Annotated in this window: 14 protein-coding genes; 5 read left to right on the top strand and 9 right to left on the bottom strand. The window is 55.9% G+C overall.

The window, feature by feature from the left end:
• The first annotated feature begins 157 nt into the window (after positions 1 to 157).
• Positions 158 to 2,041: a Hint domain-containing protein gene (locus tag L1065_RS01085; protein ID WP_237093600.1), complete on the top strand. Its 1,884-nt coding sequence runs from the start codon at positions 158 to 160 to the stop codon at positions 2,039 to 2,041.
• 186 nt (positions 2,042 to 2,227) lie between these two features.
• On the top strand, positions 2,228 to 8,632 hold the full coding sequence (locus L1065_RS01080; RefSeq protein WP_237093599.1) for a Hint domain-containing protein: 6,405 nt from the start codon (positions 2,228 to 2,230) through the stop codon (positions 8,630 to 8,632).
• Here L1065_RS01080 and L1065_RS01075 read toward each other — a convergent pair.
• Together L1065_RS01075 and L1065_RS01070 are read right to left on the bottom strand one after the other, a co-directional pair.
• Positions 8,629 to 9,222, bottom strand: coding sequence for an NTP transferase domain-containing protein (locus tag L1065_RS01075; RefSeq protein WP_237093598.1), 594 nt, complete (start codon positions 9,220 to 9,222; stop codon positions 8,629 to 8,631). The two genes, L1065_RS01080 and L1065_RS01075, sit on opposite strands and share 4 nt — an antisense overlap.
• Positions 9,219 to 11,636 carry an FAD-dependent oxidoreductase gene (locus L1065_RS01070; protein WP_237093597.1) on the bottom strand — a complete coding sequence of 806 codons (2,418 nt, stop codon included), beginning with the start codon at positions 11,634 to 11,636 and terminating at the stop codon, positions 9,219 to 9,221. The genes L1065_RS01075 and L1065_RS01070 overlap by 4 nt, the downstream gene beginning before the upstream one ends.
• Before the next feature lie 154 nt (positions 11,637 to 11,790).
• Between L1065_RS01070 and L1065_RS01065 the strand changes: the two genes are divergently transcribed.
• Complete coding sequence (locus tag L1065_RS01065; protein WP_237093596.1) at positions 11,791 to 14,202, top strand: FAD-dependent oxidoreductase; 2,412 nt, start codon at positions 11,791 to 11,793, stop codon at positions 14,200 to 14,202.
• 211 nt (positions 14,203 to 14,413) lie between these two features.
• The gene (locus L1065_RS01060) at positions 14,414 to 15,055 is read left to right on the top strand and encodes a DUF3047 domain-containing protein (protein WP_237093595.1); all 642 of its coding nucleotides are present in this window, start codon (positions 14,414 to 14,416) and stop codon (positions 15,053 to 15,055) included.
• Between the two features lie 6 nt (positions 15,056 to 15,061).
• Here the strand turns inward: L1065_RS01060 and L1065_RS01055 are convergent, their stop codons facing one another.
• From L1065_RS01055 to L1065_RS01025, 7 genes are all read right to left on the bottom strand, one after another.
• Complete coding sequence (locus tag L1065_RS01055) at positions 15,062 to 15,646, bottom strand: hypothetical protein (protein ID WP_237093594.1); 585 nt, start codon at positions 15,644 to 15,646, stop codon at positions 15,062 to 15,064.
• A 95-nt stretch (positions 15,647 to 15,741) separates the two neighbouring features.
• Complete coding sequence (locus L1065_RS01050; RefSeq protein WP_237093593.1) at positions 15,742 to 17,043, bottom strand: branched-chain amino acid ABC transporter permease; 1,302 nt, start codon at positions 17,041 to 17,043, stop codon at positions 15,742 to 15,744.
• Positions 17,040 to 18,053 (bottom strand): branched-chain amino acid ABC transporter permease, encoded by a 1,014-nt coding sequence (locus L1065_RS01045; RefSeq protein ID WP_237093592.1) that lies wholly within the window; start codon positions 18,051 to 18,053, stop codon positions 17,040 to 17,042. Before L1065_RS01045 ends, L1065_RS01050 begins: the two co-directional genes overlap by 4 nt.
• Positions 18,050 to 18,379: a hypothetical protein gene (locus tag L1065_RS01040; RefSeq protein ID WP_237093591.1), complete on the bottom strand. Its 330-nt coding sequence runs from the start codon at positions 18,377 to 18,379 to the stop codon at positions 18,050 to 18,052. The genes L1065_RS01045 and L1065_RS01040 overlap by 4 nt, the downstream gene beginning before the upstream one ends.
• Before the next feature lie 59 nt (positions 18,380 to 18,438).
• Positions 18,439 to 19,152, bottom strand: coding sequence for an ABC transporter ATP-binding protein (locus tag L1065_RS01035; protein ID WP_237093590.1), 714 nt, complete (start codon positions 19,150 to 19,152; stop codon positions 18,439 to 18,441).
• Entirely contained in the window at positions 19,149 to 19,931 is a 783-nt protein-coding gene (locus L1065_RS01030; protein ID WP_237093589.1) for an ABC transporter ATP-binding protein, read from the bottom strand. The genes L1065_RS01035 and L1065_RS01030 overlap by 4 nt, the downstream gene beginning before the upstream one ends.
• Before the next feature lie 90 nt (positions 19,932 to 20,021).
• Complete coding sequence (locus L1065_RS01025; protein WP_237093588.1) at positions 20,022 to 21,212, bottom strand: ABC transporter substrate-binding protein; 1,191 nt, start codon at positions 21,210 to 21,212, stop codon at positions 20,022 to 20,024.
• Between the two features lie 178 nt (positions 21,213 to 21,390).
• Between L1065_RS01025 and L1065_RS01020 the strand changes: the two genes are divergently transcribed.
• A complete protein-coding gene (locus tag L1065_RS01020; RefSeq protein ID WP_237093587.1) occupies positions 21,391 to 22,452 on the top strand; it encodes a PQQ-dependent sugar dehydrogenase in 1,062 nt (353 codons plus the stop codon).

The raw sequence follows: 22,452 nt of genomic DNA, 5'->3' as shown, positions 1-22,452 counted from the left end.
TTTTCCATTCCATAAACAGTCCCGATATCCTGCGCATTATTGTTGCGCTGCGGCACAGGCTCTTTCCGCATTTTCGGGGAAATATGCCCAAAGTTGGGCATGTATGCTGCAGATGCAAAGGTAAATTTGCACGGATGATCCACTCTCCCGTATAGTTATGTCGAACATCTTGGGGGATGGACGAATGGCCGACATCACAGGCACCAGCAACAACGACACGCTTCAAGGCACCAATGATCAAGACACCATTCTTGGTCTGAATGGTCAGGATTTGATCAGCGGTGAAGGCGACGATGACAGCATTGATGGCGGGGGTGGTGACGACATCATCTATGGAGATGAGGGTGTGGGCACGAGCCCCGGCAACAACGCAACACCGCTCAGCCTACGCAATTCCAATGCCACCAACGATACATCTTCAGGCAACAATGCCGTGGTGGGCGATAGCGTTACCTATCAAAACATTGCAACGCTGGATGACGGAACCGTTGTTGCGGGGCGTCTGGTTCTGTTGGAAAAATCCGATCCAAACTTGCGGGTCGATATTACTGGCGGGACGGGCAGCGAGATTTTAATCAACAATGCTGTGCGCCTGCCAGCTGGTGAAACCGCGCGCTTTCGGTTGGAGTTTTTCAACCAAGCGACGGGGCAATCTGTTTCCCTCAATTCCGTGGCCACCTTTGGTGATCTGGACCGCAATAGACCGGGTGATCAGGAAAGCGTCACCATCGATTCAAATAGCTTTGGTACATTCGGCACGGATTCCAATACGTCGCTGTCCGTAACGGAACAAAACGGCGCGATCACCGCATCGGGGACACAAGCCAACAGCCCCAACGACCAAGACGCATGGTTTTCCGCGCGGTTTGAAGATCGCTCCAGCATCGAATTCACCCTTGAGGCACGCTCCACGCCATCGGGCTTCACGCTCAATGGGTCTGTGATTGACGATGAGGTGGTCGAGGTCGTTCCCGCCGGCGATGACAGTATCTTTGGCGGCACGGGGCAGGATACCATTTTCGGACAGGGCGGTCAGGATACGCTCGATGGCGGCGACGGCGACGACCGCCTGTTTGGTGGTGCCGATGATGACAGCTTGTTCGGCGGGCAGGGTCAGGACCTTTTGGACGGTGGCACAGGCAACGACAGCCTGTCAGGTGGCCAAGGCGATGACACGCTGCGCGGCGGCGATGGACAAGACACCATTGGCCTTGGTCCCGACAATGACTTGGCCGAGGGCGGTTTTGGGTCTGATCTGTTTACTGTGGAAGAAGCAGGCAATCACCGTGTGATCGGTGGTGAAGATGCAGACGGATCCGATATTGACGTGCTGGACCTACGCGGCCAGCCCTTCAATCTGATTGAAACGGGGCCTGAATCCGGGCGCGTTGAGTTTCTTGATGAAAACGGCAACGTCACCCGCCGACTTGAGTATTCTGAAATCGAACAGGTGATTGTCTGTTTTACCACGGGTGCGATGATCGCCACGCCCCAAGGCGAACGCGCCATTGAGACGTTGCGCGCAGGCGACAAAGTGTTCACCCGCGACAATGGTATTCAGGAAATCCGCTGGATCGGCCAACGCCGTTTGGGCAAGAAAAAGCTGGCACAAGCGCCGCAGTTCCAGCCAATTTTGGTGCAAAAAGGCAGTCTGGGCGAGAATATGCCCGAACATGATATTCTGTTCAGCCCGAACCACCGCATTTTGATGAGCAACGAAAAAACCCGCGTTCTTTTTGATGAGCCCGAAGTTTTGGTGCCTGCAAAATTCATGACGGACCAGGCAGGAATTGATCAGGTGGAAACGGACGCTGTGACCTATTTCCATATGTTGTTTGATAACCATGAGGTTGTTCTGGGCAACGGCTTGTGGAGCGAAAGTTTCCAACCAGGGGATCACTCGTTGAAAGGGATCGGTGCGGATCAACGGGCTGAAATCATTTCGCTTTTCCCAGAGCTTGAGACTGAAAGCGGCCTGGTTGACTACGGATCTGCGCGCCAGTCGGTCAAATCCCATGAAGCACGGTTGTTGCTGAGTTAACCACGCGCGGCAGTGATTGTTTCTGGTTTAGGGCGAAAGGCACCTCAACGGCCCGATTGTGTCACGGGTAGGAACGCGATTTCACGCCGCCGACACAATCACTCCGCCATTTCACCATTATGCGAGCTTAACTCTTATCGCTAGCTGGCTCGAAAACCGAGTCACATCGCGATTTGGAGATGCGTAATGGGTTTTGTCCTCGGAAACGGGCTGTTCATCAGTGAGATCATGGCAGATAACGCCGGTACGAATGCCGTCGATATTGACAATGATGGCACTGCGAACAAGGCCGATGAGTTTGTCGAAATCCAAAACGCCTCTGGTGGCCCTGTGTCCCTTGACGGGCTTGAACTTTGGTCCGCGACGGGTGGTTTGCTGTATTCCTTTGGGGCAAGCGATACGATTGAAGCGGCTGGAACCGCCACAATCGTCGGCGAATACACAGGTGCCTTGCCCGCGGATTTCTACGAGGCGACAACCAACGATAGCGTAAATTTCCTGCCCGATGGCGAATTCAGTCTGCGCGAAACGCTCTATCTGCTGGACACAAACACGGGTGAATACGTGGCGATCGCTTACGGCGACCCGGCCAACCCGGCCTTGCCAACCGGATTTCCCGGAACAACCGATCTGGGCACAGAAACCATCGACACAAGTGTGGTCAACGGAACATCAATCCAGCGCGACGCGAACGGTGATTTGACCGAAACTGCACCAACAGCTGGCACCGCAGGCGCAACCGTTGCATTCACGCCCACAGCTGCGCCCAACGACATCGTTGATGGGACAGGTGGGGACGATACAATCGTTGCAGGCTCTTATACCGACGGGCAGGGCGAAGAAGTTGATGCGCTTGATAATGTGGCGGGATCCAATGAAGACGTCATTAACGCAGGCCAAGGCAGCGACACAGTCAGTGCTGGCGAAGGCGACGATATCGTTTACGGCGGCGGTGGAAGCGACTCCATCGAAGGCAACGATGGCAGCGACATTCTTTATGGCGACACAGTGCAAAGCCCCGCAGCGCAGCAAAGCGAATTTCTGGATTGGACAGCGCAGGGCAGCGGTGGCACCGATATTTCTGGCGGGTTTGTTCAGAACACAGGCTCGGTCAATGTTATTGTCGATATCATAAATGATGGTGGCCTGACGGGTGCGGTCATCGACAATTCGTTGAACTACGCACCGGAAACAAACATCGACACCAATTCATCCCTAAGCTTGAATGGTGCCGGCAACGGTGGGGCGGGCGTGTCTGACACGACGACCATCAACATGGAATTTCAAACCGATCCAGAAAGCGGTTTTGGCTATGGTGTCGAAAACGTCCAGTTCCGAATCAATGACATCGATCAGCAGTCCTGGGATGATTTGGTCACCGTGACAGCCATCGGCGTGGACGGTCTGCCCGCGCTGGTCACGTTTTCTATCGCGGGCGATGAAACCCTTATTAACGGTAATTCGACCATTGATGGGGCGGGCAATGATACCCAAGCCAGCTCAGGTGGGTCGGTTCTGGTCGAAATCGCCGGACCTATTCAAAGCTTGTCGATCGACTACGACAATGCGGGAACAGGCGGCCAAGCGCTTTGGATTACCGATGTGCACTTTGACACCGTTCTTGATGATATAGGCGACGGCGACGAAATCGACGGCGGTGCAGGGTCTGATGAGATTTACGGCCAAGAGGGTCAAGACATCCTCACTGGTGGCACGGGCAATGACTATATCATCGGTGGTGATGACAACGATTCCATCTCGGGCGGTGCAGACGATGATGTGATCTATGGCGACGGCGAAACGTCTGTTTCGGCAAATGAGGATTTCGAAGGCGGTGCAACGGGCTGGTCGAACAATACGACCAATGACACCGAAGCGGGCTATACCGAAGTGCTTGGTTTGGTCGAAGGCACGGTATCCGCGACAGATGTTGAACTCAGCAAAACCTTCCAGCTTGATCCTACTTTTGATGATGCGGTGATCGAGTTTGATTTTCATCAGATTGACAGTTGGGATAGCGAAGACTTCATCATTTTCATTGATGGACAAGCCATCGACACGCGCACTTTTGCGACCGGAAACAACAACCCTGGCGGGACAAATACTGTCACCGTTGGCGGTACTGACTATACCATCACCTTCACCCCCCAAGGGCCATCAGCCGAGCAAGGTTTCTGGAATTCGGGTGCTAATTGGACGTGGGATCAGTCGTTCCGCGTGCGCATCGAGATGGAAAATGCCCCGTCCGAGTTTGAACTTGGCTTCGGCTCGACGCTCGATCAGGACGCCACCGATGAAAGCTATGCGATCGACAATGTTGTCATCGTTTCAACCAACGACACGTCGATTGACGTGGCCGAGGTTGCTGCCGCTGTTGAGGAAACGGGCGACGATACAATCGACGGTGGCGCTGGCAATGACCTGATTTTCGGCCAGTCTGGCAGCGACTCGATCCTGGGCGGCGACGGCAACGACACAATCTGGTCAGGCGTTGGCAATGATGACCTGTCAGGCGGCACGGGTAACGATTTTCTTGGCGGCGAAGAAGGGGATGATACGCTCTTTGGCGGCGATGGCGATGATACGCTGGATGGTGCAGAAGGCAACGACAGTCTATTTGGTCAGGCTGGCAACGACACGCTTTATGGTGAAGATGGCGATGATTACGTCGATGGCGATGCAGGCGATGATCTGGTCATGGGCGGCGCTGGCAATGACGTACTGATTGGCGATGAAGGCAATGACACGCTTCTTGGTGGCACCGACAATGATCAAATTTCCGTTTCATCAGGCAACAACTCGATTGATGGTGGGTCGGGAATTGACCAGGTCTTTGCAGGAACAGGCGATGACCTGATTGCAGGTGGCACAGACGCCGACAATTTGAACGGTGGCGACGGTGACGACATTATCTACGGCGGTATGGGGCCTGATGCGGCGCCAACGTCTGCGACGCTGGATTGGTCGAATGTTTCACTGACCTCTGGCGACGGCACGGTGACCGTGAATGATGGCACGACCGATATCGACATTACGATCACGGGTAATGGTGGTATCAGCTCTTCATTTTTTCCAGAAGACAGCTATCGCCCTGGCGGAAGCGTTACGCAAGCCAACCCGACACTGATTGAGTTTGATGAGCCTGTCCAGGACATCAGTTTCTTGATTTATGGTGTCGAAGAGAACCTCAGCATCCCCTATGACGACCAGATCACAATCGTCGCTTTGGATGCCAACGGCAATCAAGTGCCTGTCACATTCAGTGGCCTGACCCATCAAACGGTTAACGGCAATTCCATCGAGGGTGATGGCGATGCGGGCGACAACATTGACAACCAGATTACGGTAAACATCTCGGCACCGATCGTGAGCCTGCAAATTATTCACGAGCCTGGTCCGGATGCACCGGCTTCGGGTGGTGTGGGTATTGGGGATCTGACCTTCTCGCTCAGCGATGGGTTTGTCGATGATGAAGCGGCAGATAACATGTCTGGCGGCGACGGGACCGATACCTTCTATGCAGGATCATTTGATACGGTCACAGGCGGCGAAAGCACAGACGACAATGACACATTGGTCGTGCAAGACGTTGATTACATTGATTATGTGAATGGCAACCCCGAAGCGGGCACCGTTTACTTCAATGATGGAACGACCATGACGTTCTCGGAAATCGAGAATGTGGTGGTCACCGAACGCGACGGGACCGTAAGTGGGACCGCAGGCGATGATGTGATTGACGTTGGCTATACGGGCGACCCCGATGGTGATGTTGTCGACGGCAATGATCAAATCCTTGCGGGTGCAGACACGAATGATGACCTGATCCTCGCTGGCGACGGCAACGACAGGGTGTTTGCTGGTGCGGGCGATGATGAAGTCTATGGCGGCGCCGGTGACGATGTTCTTTCCGGCGATGTCGGGTCGGACACGCTCTTTGGTGATGACGGCAACGACACGATCTATTCGGGTTCGGGCAACGACACCGTTTATGGCGGTGCTGGCAACGACTCGATCGGTTCGTCCATCGGCTCTGACGAAGTTTATGGCGGCGATGGCGACGATTATATGTCCGCTGGCGGCTTTGCAGGTGCGGGGGATATCCTCGACGGTGGCGCAGACAACGATACGATCATAGGTGGTGCAGGCGATGACACGCTGATCGGCGGCACGGGGGACGATAGTCTGACTGTGCGCAGCACGGGTGGGACCGATACCATTACCGGTGGCGAAGACACAGATGATCTGGATGTCGATACGCTCACATTCCTCGATGATAACGGCCCCGATGGCGTGAGCGTGACGACAAGTGGCAGCGAGACAGGGTCCTATACCTTCGCAGGTGAACTGGGGTCAGGTGATTTCGCCGAGATTGAGTCCATCGAAGGCACGCAGCAAGATGACGTCTTTGACGTTCAGGGTGGCAGTGATGGCATGACCCTGAGCGGCAATGACGGTGATGATGTGTTCACGGGCGTTGGTTCGGGCTCAACCGTTTTTGGCGATGACGGCAATGATACCATTACTGGCAACGCCTCGGACGGTGCAGGTGTTTCGAGCATCTTTGGTGGTGCAGGGGATGACACCATCGACGGTGCTGACCGCAGTGACATTATTGACGGCGGCAGCGGCAACGATACCATCGAAGCGGGCGAAGAAAACAGCCAAGGCGACGACGACACTATTTTCGGCGGCACAGGTAACGACACAATCACGTCGTCCGAAACAGACAGCGGTTCGAACGACTCGCTTTATGGTGAGGATGGCAACGATACGATCACTGTCGTCGGCGGTGATGCCAACCTTCTGGATGGCGGCACAGGCGATGATACGCTGACAAGTGGGACAGGCGACGACACTCTGGTGGGTGGCGATGACGCGGATGCCATTTATGCAAACGGCGGCGATACCGTTGATGGCGGCGAGGGCGGAAACGACCTTGATGTACTTTACGTCGAAGGCGTCGCGAGCATTGATTATGATCTCAACCCCGAAAACGGTACCGTTAACTTCAACGATGGGTCGACGCTGACCTTTAGCAATATCGAAGATGTCATCATTACAGATCAGGATGGTACAATCTCTGGCACTGCAGGCGACGATATCATTGATGCCGCATACACGGGGGATCCTGAAGGTGATTTGGTCGATGCGGGGGATGCGATCCTTGCTGGTGCCCAAGATGATGATGACCTGATTTTTGCTGGTGCAGGTGTGGATGTCATCTCGTCAGGTGCTGGCGATGATGAGGTCTACGGCCAAGACGGAAACGATATTCTAACGGGTGGGATTGGTGACGACACGCTTGATGGCGGTTCGGGATCCGACACATTCAATATCGAAGACGGGCATGGCAACGATACCATTGTCGGGGGGGAAGATGTATCGGAAACCGATCGCCTTGTCTTTTCCTCAAATCTGACTGACGGCGTTGATGTCGTTCTGAATAATGCAGAAGATGGCACGTATTCCTACCAGACAGGCCCGGCTTCGGGTGAGTTTTCAGAAATCGAACTCACCATTCTGACATCCGAGGACGACAATTTCGACGCCTCAGCTGTGACAGGTGGCATAACAACGTCGCTTGGGTCTGGTGATGATACAGCCCTTGGTGGGGCGGGCAGCGATACGATTTTTGCGGGCGCAGGCAACGACTCCATTGATGGTGGTGCGGGTGACGACCGCATCACTGGCAATATCGGCAGCAACACACTTTCGGGCGGCGCTGGTGCGGACGAGATCTTTGGTGGCGCGGGCAGTGATCAGATTTTTGGTGGCGATGACGCCGATCTGATTTTTGCGGGCGAGGGTGATATCGTTGATGGCGGCGATGGCGGCAATGATGATGATACGCTTGATCTGACAGGCTCTGTCGCCGTTGGTGGCAGCTACGCGATCACCAAATCTACGGACAGTGATGGCAATGGGTTTGACGGAACGGTCACCTATTTTGACGACACAGGCGCACAAACAGGCACGTTGGATTTTACCAATATTGAAAACTTTGTGCCGTGCTTCACACCTGGCACCCGAATTGCCACGATGCGCGGTCAGATTGCGGTGGAAAACATTTTGCCCGGCGACAAGGTGCTGACCCGCGATCACGGGTTCCAACCCGTGCAATGGGTCGGGCAAAAGCATGTGGATGCAAACGGTCTGACGGAAAATGAAGCTCTTATGCCAATTCGTATCCGCACGGGTGCCTTGGGCAATGGCGTGCCAGAACGCGATATGCTGGTCTCTCCACAGCACCGCATGCTGATCAGCGCGCATAGTGCCGAAATGTGGTTTGGTGAGGCAGAAGTTCTTGTCGCGGCCAAGCACCTTACCTGTCTTGATGGCGTTGACGTCGCTGATGCGGCAGAGGTGACATATATCCACATTATGTTCGCACGCCACGAGGTTGTTTTGTCGGACGGCACATGGAGCGAAAGCTTCCAGCCCGGTGATCTGTCCATAGCGGGGCTGGACGGCGAAGCGCGCCGTGAACTCTTTGCCCTGTTCCCCGAGTTGGCCAGCGCAGATGGTGTTGCAGCTTACGAAGCTGCACGCCTGTCCCTCAAAGCGCACGAAGTGCCCTTGTTGTTCTAAGAACGACGGGTCCGCCAGCGGGCCCAATCCTCTGGCGTATCCAGATCAAGAATGGCGCGGTCCCCATCCAAAGGGATCCGCGCCATGTCTTTACCTGCCTGTTCAATCACGCGTTTTGCGCCGTTGTCACCCTCTAGCGACCTCAACGCGTCAAAAAGGGAACGGGCAAAGATGACAGGGTGGCCCGGTTGCATTTTGGCGCTTGTGGCCTGAAGCACCTTTGCTTTGGCCACGCCGAATATCGCGATCATCTGTGCCATATCTTCGCCAGTGATGTCAGGCATGTCTGCTGGCACGATCATCACAGCATCAATGGCAACGGGCAGGGCAGCCACACCTGTTCTGATGGACGCAGCCATGCCTTCGGACGCGTCTGGCACCTGGGTGACGTTGACGTCAATATCCCCGATGGCCTGCGCGCGCGGATGATCAAGGCTTGGCACCGTCACATATACAGTCGGACACGCCTGCGCGGCACGCCTGACAACATGGGCAAGACACGGTCTGCCATCCACATCTTCAAGCAATTTATCTGCCCCGCGCATCCGCGTTGATGCGCCCGAGGCCAGAACCAAAATGGCGACTTTCATAAGTGCGATGATAACGGGCCACGCATTCTTGCGCCATCTTCATCAAAGAGGGGTGTGGTGATCAGACGGGCAGGGCGCATCTGACCCAGAATTTCAATCTCAACTTCCAGCCCGTCCATCGCCTGATCTGCAGGCACAAAGCCCAAAGCGATGCTTTTGCCAGTATAATGCGAAAACCCGCCCGACGTGCAAAAGCCCGCAACCGCGCCCGCGATAAAAATCGGCTCATAGGCCACAACATCTGCATCATCTGCATCGACCTCAAAGGCACAGAGTTTGCGTGTGGGCGTGTCAGCCTCTGCCGCTGCGCGACCAATGAAATCAACGTTTTTCTTGAAACTTATGAAGCGATCGAGACCCGTTTCTGCCGCGGTGTAGTCGGGCGAAAACTCCGCCAGCCACGAGCCGAAAAACTTATCAAGGCGCAACGACATCATCGCGCGCATCCCAAAGGGTTTGATTTCAAACGCCTGTCCGTTTTCCCACAAAGATGTCCACAGGGCGCGTTGCTGCATGGGTGTGCAGTAAATCTCAAAACCCAGATCACCTGTGTAGCTGACGCGCTGCACCAGACAATCGGCCATGCCGACGGTCATCCGCCGAAGATCCATGAAGCGCATATCGGTGATGTCTGTCCGCGTGCAGGCTTGCAGCAAACGCGCAGCATTGGGTCCGGCGATCTGAAAGCCGTTCAGCGTATCGCTTATGTTTTCAAGGGTAACACCTTCATCCTGGTGCTGTTTGAACCACCGCCAGTGATAGGCTTGTGATCCGTAACTCGCGGTCAATTGGAAGGTCTGGTCATCAATGCAAGACACAGTGAAATCGCCGATCAGCCGCCCTTTTTGCGATAGCATCGGGGTGAGCGAAAGGCGCCCTTGCGCAGGAATACGGCCCGCCATGATCCGGTCCAGCCAACTGCGCGCATTGGGTCCGGTGACACGGTATTTTCCAAAGTTATGCACCTCGTTGATGCCAACGCTTTTTCGGACGGCCTGAACCTCGCGCGCTGTCGCCTCAAACGCATTGGAGCGGCGGAACGATGGTGTCTCGTATCGCGGCTCGTCGTCTTGCGCGAAATAGTTAGGCACCTCAAGGCCGAACTGCTGGCCCCAAACCGCGCCCATGCCATCGAAAATATCATACATCGGTGTCGTTTTCATGGGGCGCGCGGCGGGCAATTCCTCGTTCGGATAAACCACGCTGAACCGCGTTTGATAGTTTTCGGTCACTTTAGGCAAGGTGTAGCCCGCGTTGATCCAGTCGCCAAACCGCGCGACATCCATCGCCATGGTGTCACGCTCGCATTCCCCTTCGATCATCCATTGCGCCAACATCAGTCCAACGCCGCCGCCCTGACTAAAGCCTGCCATCACACCGCAGGCGGACCAATAGCCGCGCAAACCAGGAATTGGGCCCACAAGCGGGTTGCCATCAGGCGCAAAGGTAAAGGGGCCATGAATGACCGATTTGACGCCTGCACGCTCCAGAACGGGGAAACGATTATAGGCGAAGGCGATGCTGTCTTCGATTTTATCCAGATCGTCAGGCAATAACTCATGGCCGAAATCCCAAGGCGTGCCGTCAATCGCCCAGGCCTTGGCCTTTTGCTCGTAAAAGCCGATGCACAGACCGCGCCCTTCTTGGCGCAGATAGCTTTCGCCAGCGGGGTCCATCACATGGGGATGTTCTGCGTCGCGCTCGTAAATCTCGGCCACGTCATCGGTGACGATATATTGGTGCTCCATCGGATGCAGCGGAAGATAAACACCCGCCATCTCGCCGACCTCTCGGGCCCAAAGGCCGCCCGCGTTGACCACGTGTTCGGTATGGATTGTGCCTTTGTCGGTGACCACGTCCCATGTGCCATCGGGGCGTTGCGTTGTGGCCTCAACCTTGCAATGGGTGACGATTTCGGCGCCGCCCATACGTGCGGCCTTGGCATAGGCATGGGTGGTGCCGCTTGGGTCAAGGTGTCCGTCCAACGGGTCATAAAGACCACCGATGATACCATTCAGATTGGTAATGGGTGCGATTTCCTTGATTTCAGCAGGGCCGACAATGCGGGTATCAAGCCCCATATGCTTGTGCTTGGCGCGTTCGGCGATCATCATATCAAAACGCTCTTGGGTATCGGCCAGGGTCACACCGCCCACATGGTGAAGACCACACGACATTCCCGTCAGCGCCTCAAGCTCGCGGTAAAGCCCGATGGTGTATCCTTGCAAGGCGCACATATTTGTGTCGCCGTTGATCGTATGAAATCCACCCGCGGCATGCCACGTTGATCCGCTTGTCAATTCCGAGCGTTCAACCAACATCACATCTGACCACCCAAGCTTGGTCAGGTGATACAAAACCGAACAACCGACGACACCGCCGCCAATCACAACAACCCGAGTGGTGGTTTTCATAAGCGTTTCTCCTGCTTCGTTGTTTTTGAATAGAGCGGAAATTCCTTTTGCAGGGAAACACAAACGCGACATGAAATGTCGCGCGCGGGAAAACGTCTGCCGCGTCATCAGATCAACCTTGAGTGCAAAGGCGTCAAACACAGGATCAATTCCCATGCGCACACATGCCCAAGCCGTTGTTATCGGAGGCGGCGTTATCGGCTGCTCTATCCTCTATCACCTGACCAAACTGGGCTGGTCAGATGTGGTTTTGCTGGAACGCGACGAGCTGACAAGCGGCTCGACATGGCACGCAGCTGCCAACATTCATGGCCTGCACGACAACACCAACATCACGCGGATCCAGCATTATACGATGAACCTTTACAAGGAACTTGAGCAGACCACAGGGCAGGGGTGCGGTGTGTTCCAACCAGGGTCGCTTTATCTGGCGCAGACACAAGCGCGCGAACATCAACTGCGATTGCAGGCCGCCAAAGCCAAATACTACGGCATGAATTTTCACGAAGTCAGCCGTGACGAGGCCGAACGCCTGCATCCGCTTGTCAACTATGATGGTGTGCGCTGCATCATGTATGAACCCGATGGCGGTAACGTTGATCCATCAGGTGTGACAAACGCCTATGCCGCAGGTGCCCGCAAAAACGGCGCGGAAATTCATCGCTTCACACCTGTTACAGCTACCGAACAGCAGCCCGATGGCGCCTGGATTGTGCGAACGCCCAAAGGCGATATCCATACACAATGGGTGGTGAATGCCGCAGGCCTTTGGGGGCGCGAGGTCGCCGCGATGGCGGGAATTGATCTTCCACTCCTGCCCACCGAACACCAGTATTTTGTCACCGAAACCATTGCCGAGATTGCAGCCATGGACCGGCGTTTGCCCAGTGTGGCGGACCGTGATGGTGAATACTATCTGCGCCAGGAAGGTCAGGGCCTTCTGGTCGGGGCCTATGAAAAAGACGTCCGTTTTTGGGCCGAGGATGGCACACCCCAGGGCTTTGGCCACGAATTGTTCGCAGATGATCTGGAGCGGATTGAAGACAACATGATGCGCGCCATTGACCGTGTGCCAGCGGTTGGTGAGGCGGGCATCAAACGCGTGATCAACGGACCGATGATCTGGTCGCCGGATGCCAACGCGCTTTTTGGTCCTGTGCCAGAACTGGATGGCTACTTTTGTTGCAACGGCATTATTCCCGGCTTTTCGCAGTCCGGTGGCCTTGGCATGCTCAGTGCGGATTGGATCGTAAACGGCGAAAGCCATCTGGATATGTTTGCGTGGGATCTTGCACGGTTTGATGATTGGGCCGACAAAGCCTTCACCAAGGCGCGTGTCGGTGATCAATACGCAAACCGGTTCTCTATTCACTTTCCCAACGAAGAGCGCAGCGCGGGCCGTCCCGCGCGCACCCGTCCGATATATGAGATGCAAAAACAGATGGGTGCTGTCTTTGGACTAAACAGCGGGTGGGAGCATCCGCTTTGGTTTAGCTCTGTCCCAGAAACTACTGAAACAAATGGATTTACGCGCCAAAACTGGTTTGAACCTGTCGGCGATGAATGCCGTATGCTGCGTGAGCGTGCAGGCATCATCGACATCTCGAACTTCGCCAAATACCGCTGTCACGGTGCGGGGGCCGAAAGCTGGTTGAACGCCATTTTTGCCAATACGATGCCGCGCGAGGTGGGACGGTCGTGCCTGACGCCACTGATTGGCGTGCGCGGCGGGATTGCGGGGGATTTCACCGTAACCAAACAGGCCGAGGATACATTCATGATCATCGGGTCTGGCATGGCCGAACGCTATCACAAACGTTTCTGGAAGATGGTCCCCTTGCCTGACGGCACAACATTCGAAAGCGTGACCAACACAATGTGCGGCTTCAACGTGGCGGGGCCAATGGCGCGTAAGTTGTTGCAAAGGTTGACCAATACATCGCTGGAAACGGCGGATTTTCCGTTTATGCGCTCAAAAGTGATGGACGTGGCAGGGATTGAAGTGCTGGCCCTTCGTGTCAGCTTTACGGGTGATCTTGGGTGGGAGCTGCATTGCAAAGCGCAAGACCAGCAGGCCCTTTACACCGCCTTGATTGACGCAGGCAAAGACGTGGGCGCAGGGCCTGTCGGGGGGCGCGCTCTGATGTCGTTACGGGTCGAAAAAGGATATGGGTCATGGGGTCGCGAGTATAGCCCCGAATACTATGCCCATGAAGTTGCAATGGACCGATTGGTCAAGACCGAAAAGGAATTTCTGAATAAATCAGCATATTTGGAGGTGGAAGCTAAAGCAGCGCGTGAACATCTTAAACTCATTCACGTGACGGATGTGGAGGATGCCGATGCAAGCGGCGGGGAGCCAATTTTCCTGCCCGATGGCACGCCCGTGGGCCGTGTGACAAGCGGCACCTATGGCTACACCGTGGGCATGTCGCTGGCGCTTGGCTTTTTGAAAAACGTGGAAGTTGGCGCAGAAGTGGACGTGATGATCTTGGGCAAACCGCACCGCGGAGTGGTTCTCTCGGAGCCGCCATTTGATCCAAAAGGGGCGCGTTTGCGGGCCTGAAAACCCCTGCCATTTCATGTATGGCCTAGCGTCTGCTCACGGTATGGCAATGCGTCAGACGTTTCGATTAATGTTGGGTTAATGTTCGCCCTTTGATCGCAATCGCGCTGTTCACAACATTTCACAACACGGAGAGATGTGGCGTCCGTCACTGGTGACGTTGCCGACACATTGTCACAACGAAGGGATATCAATCAAAAGGATCCCTGACATGCGCCTCGCCGTTCTTTCCACCGCCCTTATCCTGTCCAGCACTGTTGCCAGCCACGCGGCGGCCATCAGCCTGTCGGACGGGTGGACCAATCAGCGGGTGTCGATCTTTTCCAAGAACACCTATTCGTTCGGGTCGTCGCTTGGGATCACGTCGGACGATGCGATTTCGATCGCGTGGCGGCGGTTGCCGAGCTCTGTCTGGGACGCAACACGCGCGAATTGGTCGTGGTCGGTTGATCAATCTGTTCCCGCGACCAATCTGGCGCGAAAGGGCGGCGATGATCGCAACATCAGCATTTATTTCCTGTTTGCGCCCGATGATCAGGCACGGGCGTTGTCTGGCGCAGGTATCCGCAAACTGCTTTCGAACAAGGATGTGCGCGTCTTGCAATATGCTTGGGGCGGCAATCATGGGCGTGGGGCTGTGTTGCAAAGCCCCTATGCGCCCGGTCAGGCCGTGACCGTGGCCTTGCGGCAGGCGGGCACGGGGCAAAACAGCGAAAGCGTCAACCTTGCATCAGATTATGCGCGCGCCTTTGGTGGCGCACCTGGAAAGCTGCTTGGTATGGCCGTGTCCGCCGACAGCGATGACACCGACAGCATGATCCGCGCCAGCATCAGCAACATGCGCTTGCAATAGGCGCAATCAATCCAACAGGATTTCAGCGCCAATAATGATCTTGCCGAAACGGTTGCCATTCACGACGACGGCGCCCGTTTCGGATGCCCCCGTCAGGCCTGCGATCGGGGTGCCTTTGAAGGTGCCAGTCATGGCGCCGTCGACCGCAACCTCCAGACTTCCAGATGTCAGGCTGCCTTGCATATCGGCCGTGTAGGTGTTGGGGCCATCAAACCCGATGTCGCCATTTGAAAAGATAATCTCGCCTTGAACATTGGACACGTTTTCGGAGTTTGTGTTGTAGTTCAGGAAGTTATCGGCCTTTCCAGACAGGCTTCCTTGGCCAAAATCTGCTGTAAGCTGTAAGTCACCGACCATTGCGTTGGTGCAGTTGGGCATCGGCGCGCAGACCGCTGCATTGCCCTGAAAAGTGGCGGTTGCGTTCATATTCGCAAGGTCGTCCATTTCCGAAAAACGGGTGTTGGACATATCGCCAAGATCGGAAATCAGCGCTTCGGTGTCTTCTGCGGCTTCGATGTAATCAAGCGTTCGTTCAATTCCGCTACAAGCGGCAAGGGGCAGTAAAAGGGCAGCGGTCAACAGGCGGTGCATGAAAAAATCCTTGGGCAGTTGGTGTGCCCAAGGATGTGCGTGAAGCTGTTAAAGTGGCGTTGACAGATAAAATTGTCAGGACTTTTGCTATCGTCCTACCGCTCTGGAATAAGGCCACGGGGGAAGAACCGCAGCATCAAGAGCAAGATCAGACCCATGGTAAACAGGCGCATATAGGCCACGCTTTCGATCAGATGATCCTTGAGCCACCATGCATCAGGCATGGGTGCTGTCACAAACCCCATCAAGGCCGCGCCGTAGGGTTCAACCTGCACCCATAGGAACCAGATCAGAAAGCCGCCCAGAACCGCGCCGTAGTTGTTGCCCGATCCACCCACGATCACCATCACCCAGATCAGGAAGGTAAAGCGCAGTGGTTGGTAGGTGCCGGGCGTCAGCTGTCCGTCCAGCGTGACCATCATGGCCCCTGCGACACCGCAAATGGCCGATCCAAGGATGAAGATCTGCAGATGGCGTGCGGTGACGTCTTTGCCCATTGCACGGGCTGCAACTTCGTTGTCACGGATCGCCCGCACCATACGGCCCCAGGGCGAGTTCAGCGCCAGCTGTGCGGCCACAAAGATAAGCACCAGAACGGCCGTAAACATCAACGAATACCCCAGTTTCACGTAAAGCGTCGACGCGGTCACCGGATCAAGGCCCAAGCCTGCGGCCTGTTCGATGAACGCCGGGTCTTGTTGCAGGTCGATTTCGTTTGGCAGGGGGCGGTCAAGCCCGATCACATTCTTGACGCCGCGTGCCAGCCAGTCCTCGTTTTTCAGCGCGGCGATGACGATCTCTGAAATACCAAGCGTTGCAATCGCCAGATAGTCAGATCGCAGCCCAAGCGCTGTCTTTCCGATGATCCATGCGGCACCAGCGGCCAACAGCCCGCCCACAGGCCAAGCCAGCACGATGGGCAGGTTCAAACCACCAAGGTTGCCTTGAAGGGCAGGGTTGATGGCTTCAATCGCCTCGACCGCGGGATCGAAGACGGCGCGATAGAGGAAAAACCCGCCAATCAGGATCACCAGCGTTGCGATGGTTTGTAGGCGCCCCGATGTCTTGGCGCGCACAAACACCGTCAGCGCCACGGTCGCAAAGCCCAATAGCAATGCACCGATCACCTGAAAGCCACCAGCGCCCCACGCGCCTTCGGTCGGCGGCTCAGAGACCAGAACCGCGGCCAATCCACCGAGGGCCACAAACCCCATGATCCCGATGTTGAACAGCCCCGCGAACCCCCATTGCAGGTTCACGCCAATGGCCATGATCGCACTGATCAGCCCCATGTTGATGATCAGCAAAGCTGAGTTCCACGACGAGGTGAACCCCGTTAGCAAGATAAGACATGCAACGCCCGCAAAGAGCGCGATATTCGTAAGCGACCGCGTCATACCGATTGCCCCTTGAAAAGACCCGTTGGTTTGAACAGCAGCACCACCACAAGGATCGCGAAGCTGACGGCGAATTTGTAATCTGTCGACAAAAGCTGGACGAGGCCACTTGGCTCAAGCGCTTCAGGCATCAGATAGACCAGCACCTTCTTCCATGCGTATGTGATGAAGATCTCGGAATAGGCGATAAGAAACCCTCCGAAAATGGCACCAAGTGGATTGCCAAGCCCCCCGACAACCGCACTGGCAAAGATGGGCAGCAGAAGCTGGAAATAGACAAAGGGTTTGAAGGATTTATCCAGCCCGTAAAGCACACCCGCAATGCAGGCCAGCGATGCCACGATGATCCATGTCACCATGACAACGCGTTCGGGATTGATGCCTGACAGCAGTGCAAGGTCTTCGTTGTCGGAATAGGCGCGCATGGATTTGCCTGTGCGTGTCTTGTTCAGAAAATAGAACAGGGCCGTCACGCAAATCACAGCGACAACCACAGTGATGCCTTGGGTTGTTTTGATGGCCAGCCCTTCGCGCAGGCCTGACCATTCCTTGAAATCACGGGCGGACACGATGAAGCGTTCGCCGTCCGAAAACCGTTGTTCGTCAGGGCCGATGATAAAGCGCACGATACCGTTCATGATGAACATCACACCCATCGACACGATCACGAAGATCACGGGGGCTGCCTTTTGTGTGCGGTAAAACCGATACACCGTTTTGTCGGTCAAAAGGGCCAACCCAATGGTCGCCAAAATCCCGAAGGGCAGGGCCAAAAGCGCCGTGGGCAATGGGCCTGCCGTGATACCCGCCGCTTGGAAGCCCCAGGTGATCAGGATGGTCATAGTCGCCCCAAAGGCCATCGTGTCGCCGTGGGCGAAGTTGGAAAACCGCAGGATGCCGTAGATAAGCGTGACACCAAGCGCACCAAGCGCCAGCTGCGCGCCATACGCCAAACCCGGGATCAGCACGAAATTGGAAAGCGCAACGATTGCATTCAGAAAATCGGTCATTGGCATGATCCCATATAGGTAACGCTGAATTCGGATGAGATGTGGGTGGTGTAGGTCGCCTGTGCGTCGGACCAGACCGTGAAATGATGAGATACGGGGAACACGCCAGCACCATTGAGCGACAGTTGCCCGTCTCGTGACAGTCCGCGCAGTGTAAGCGTCTCGGCATCGGTCGTCATCACGCCATTGGCGACCGAGATAATGGCGTTTTGCGCCTCCTCTGTCAGCGACAGGCTTGCCTTGAAATCAGTACTCTGACAGGTCTCGCCTATCACGCATTCTTGCGTGAACGTGCATTGCAAGCTGATGTTATTTTCATTAGCCACAACAGGTTGCGCGGCAAAGCTAAGGTAACACATTAGGATTAGGGATTTTTTCATAACGATCACCCGCCCAAGAAAGATTTGCGAACTTCGGGATCGTTCAACAACGCTTGGCCTGTGTCCGTAAACGCATTGCGGCCCTGAACCAGAACATACCCTTTGTCAGCGATTTCAAGCGCTTGGCGGGCATTCTGTTCGACCATCAGGATCGAAATCCCTGTTCGGGCCACTTCGATGATCCGATCAAACAGCTCGTCCATCACAATCGGGCTGACTCCTGCGGTCGGCTCGTCCAGCATCAGCACGGTGGGTTGGGTCATCAGCGCACGCCCCACGGCGACCTGCTGGCGTTGACCGCCCGACAGCTCGCCTGCGGCCTGATTGCGCTTGTCGCGCAGGATCGGGAACAGCTCATAGACCTGCTCCATCGTATGCTTGATCTCATCGGTGCGGATAAATGCGCCCATCTCAAGATTTTCCTCAACGGTCATCGAGGTAAAGATGTTGGATGTCTGGGGCACAAACCCCATGCCCTTGCGCACGCGCGCTTGCGGGGTGAGGGCGGTGATGTCTTCACCGTCCAGCATCACCGCGCCGCTGCGCACATCCAGCATGCCAAACACGGCTTTCATGGCTGTCGATTTGCCCGCCCCATTCGGGCCGACAATCACGGCAATTTCACCTTTTTCAACGCCGATGGTGCAGTCGTGCAGAATGTCGGGGCCCTTGCCATAGCCGCCCGTCATCTCGCGTCCAATCAGGAAAGGATCGCTCATGCCTCTACTTTGTCCTTATTTTTCAACCCAGTGCCAAGATAGGCCTCGATCACCTGTTCGTTGGCTTTGATCTCGTCCAATGTGCCTTCGGCCAAAACCTTGCCTTCGGCCATACAGATCACGGGGTCACACAACCGTCCGATAAAATCCATGTCGTGTTCGATCACGACAAAGGTGTAGCCACGTTCCTTATTCAAACGGATGATCGCATCACCGATGGTGTTCAGAAGTGTGCGGTTCACGCCAGCGCCGACTTCGTCCAGAAAGACAATCTTGGCGTCCACCATCATCGTGCGTCCCAGTTCCAGCAGCTTTTTTTGCCCGCCCGAGACCTGACCCGCCTTATGATCGGCCAGATGGCTGATCGTAAGAAATTCCAACACCTCATCGGCCTTGGCACGCAAGGCGCGTTCTTCATCTGCGATCCGTTTGCGGCCAAACCACGTGTTCCAAAGGGTCTCGCCGGTCTGCCCACCAGGGACCATCATCAGGTTTTCGCGGCACGACATGGACGAAAATTCATGCGCAATCTGGAAGGTGCGCAGCAAACCTTTGTGAAACAGCTTGTGCGGGGGCAGTCCCGTTATGTCCTCGCCCGCCATGGTCACGCGGCCACCTGTTGGTTCAAGAACACCTGCGATCACATTGAAAAGAGTGGTTTTTCCCGCACCATTGGGGCCGATCAGCCCCGTGATTGAGCCCTGTGCAATTTCAAGCGATGCGCCATCTACGGCGCGAAAGCCGCCAAAATGCTTGGAAAGGTTTTCTACCTTAATCATCCACGTCCCCATGCGCGGTTTAATAACGCGCCCTATCTTATTGAAACAGCGCGACAAAAGCCGCGCTGTCTGATGTTGTTTTGCCGAAGGTTAGCGGTATTTCGCCGTGGTGATTTCACCACCCTCGATAACAATCTGGCGGTAGTTACCAGCAGATTCACCCGGGCCGATCAACTCAACAGATGTTGCGCCGACATAGTCGATGTCGATGCCCTTTTCGAGCAACGCAAGACCCGCCGCCAACTGACCGGGGAAGATCTTGACGCCTGGCGCGTTGGCCACGTCCATGACCGTTGCCTTGTAGTCAGCAGGTTCAGCAGACCCTGCCGCTTGCATCGCCAACATCATCAACGCAGCCGCGTCATAGCTTTCTGGTGTAAACGGCGATGTACTATCAAATGCATCGCCGACCATCTCGCCAAACATCGCCACACCGGGGCTGTCCGTGCCGGGGTGCTGACCCGTCGAGCCTTCGATCTCGTCACCGAAGTTCTCTGCCAGCTTGGCGCTGATCATGCCGTCGGGGAAGTGGAACGTATCAAATGCGCCTGAATCCAGTGCCGCGCGCACAACGCCAGACCCACCTTGGTCAACGTAACCCGCCACAACCAGACGCTCGCCACCCGCAGATGCCAGTGCACCAACTTCAGCCGAATAGTCCGCTTTGCCATCTTCGTGGGCTGCCGAGATCGTGACTGTGCCGCCCGCAGCTTCATAGGCGGTCTGGAACGCATCGGCCAAACCTTTGCCGTAGTCATTGTTTGTATATGTCAGCGCAACCTCGTTGATGCCTTCTTCCAGCAACACTTCGGTCATCACGACACCCTGGCGCGCATCCGACGGGGCAGTGCGGAAGAACAAGCCATTGTCTTCTGCATCAGACAGGCCGGGCGATGTGGCCGAAGGCGAGATCATGACGATACCATTGGCCAGCGCGGCGTTGGCCAGAATGGCACCTGTCACACCCGAACAGTCGGCCCCCATAATGCCCTTGACGCCATCTGCGGTGATCAGGCGTTCTGCGGCCGCTGTCGCAGCTGCGGCATCAACACATGTGCTGTCCGCGCGGACAGGCATCACCGATGCGCCGCCCAGCAAAAGGCCACTGTCGGTCACTTCTTTCATGGCCAATTCCGCGCCATCCGCCATCGACGGTGTCAGCGATTCAATCGGACCTGTGAAGCCAAGAATGACGCCCAGCTTAATTTCGGAATGCCCGTCCGCCAAAGCAGGCGTGCTTGCAACGGCTGTCAAAGCGGTTGCCATCAATAGTTTTTTCATTTTTCTCTCCCAGTTGGATTTTGTTCCAGTCGATAAGTTAGGCCGCTGTTTTGAAAATTAAAACCCAAATAAGACCCAAGTTACGCAGGGATTTCGCCCGAAATCATCGCGGAGCGCAGTCGATTTGACCTTACCACACCGCGCCCCCATATCATTCGCAACCAAGAGGAGAATTACGATGCGGTGGATCACAACAGGTGCGGCAATTCTTTGGACCCAAGCCGCAGCGGCTTTGACGTTTACCCCCGTTGTGACAGGGCTTGATACCCCTTGGGCGGTCGAGGAGCTGCCAAGCGGCGCATTTCTTGTCACCGAACGGGACGGCCGGCTTTTGCATATCGCGGATGGCACTGCGCAAAACGTGCGGGGCGTGCCGCAGGTCTCGGCCAACGGGCAGGGCGGTCTGCTTGATGTAACCCTCCCGCGTGATTTTGCACAAACCCGCGAGGTATTTCTGACCTATGCCAAACCCCAGGGACGCGGCGAAGGGACAGCACTCGCCGTAGGCACGCTCAGCGCCGATGGCACACGTCTGCGCAACGTGCGCGATTTGTTTGTCGCAAAGGCCGGCAGCCGCGGCGGGCGGCATTTTGGCAGCCGCGTGGTCGAAGGCCCTGACGGCATGCTTTACGTCACAATCGGGGATCGCGGGGACCGCCCAAGTGCGCAAGATACCACCAACCACAATGGCGCGATCATCCGCGTCACCCGCGCCGGGCGCATCCCCAATGACAATCCGTTTGTGGCCCGCGATGATGTGCTGCCCGAGATCTTCAGCTTTGGACATCGCAATCCGCAAGGGGCCGATTTTGACGCAAATGGCACCCTATGGACCGCAGAACACGGCGCGCGTGGTGGCGATGAAGTCAATCGGATCGGCGCTGGCAACAATTACGGCTGGCCCGTCATCAGCTACGGGCGCCACTATTCGGGCGCGCGCATCGGCGAAGGCACAACGCAAGACGGGATGGAACAGCCCGAATTCTACTGGGACCCAAGCATCGCCCCATCCGGTCTTTTGGCCTACACAGGCAGCGCATTTCCCCAATGGCAGGGCGATCTTTTGGTCGGAAGTCTCAAATTCGATTACATTGCACGCCTGTCCACCAACCCCGTCCGCGAAGTGGAACAAATCCAGACCCCCCAAACCAGCCGCGTGCGCGACATCACCCAAGCCCGCGATGGATCAATCCTGTTCATCAGCGTCGGCAACGGCACCGTCTATCGATTGACCCCGTGA

It is taken from the genome of Nereida sp. MMG025 (assembly GCF_021654165.1).
In the GTDB taxonomy this organism is placed as follows: Bacteria; Pseudomonadota; Alphaproteobacteria; order Rhodobacterales; family Rhodobacteraceae; genus Nereida.
This window is presented reverse-complemented; position numbering and strand designations above follow the sequence as displayed.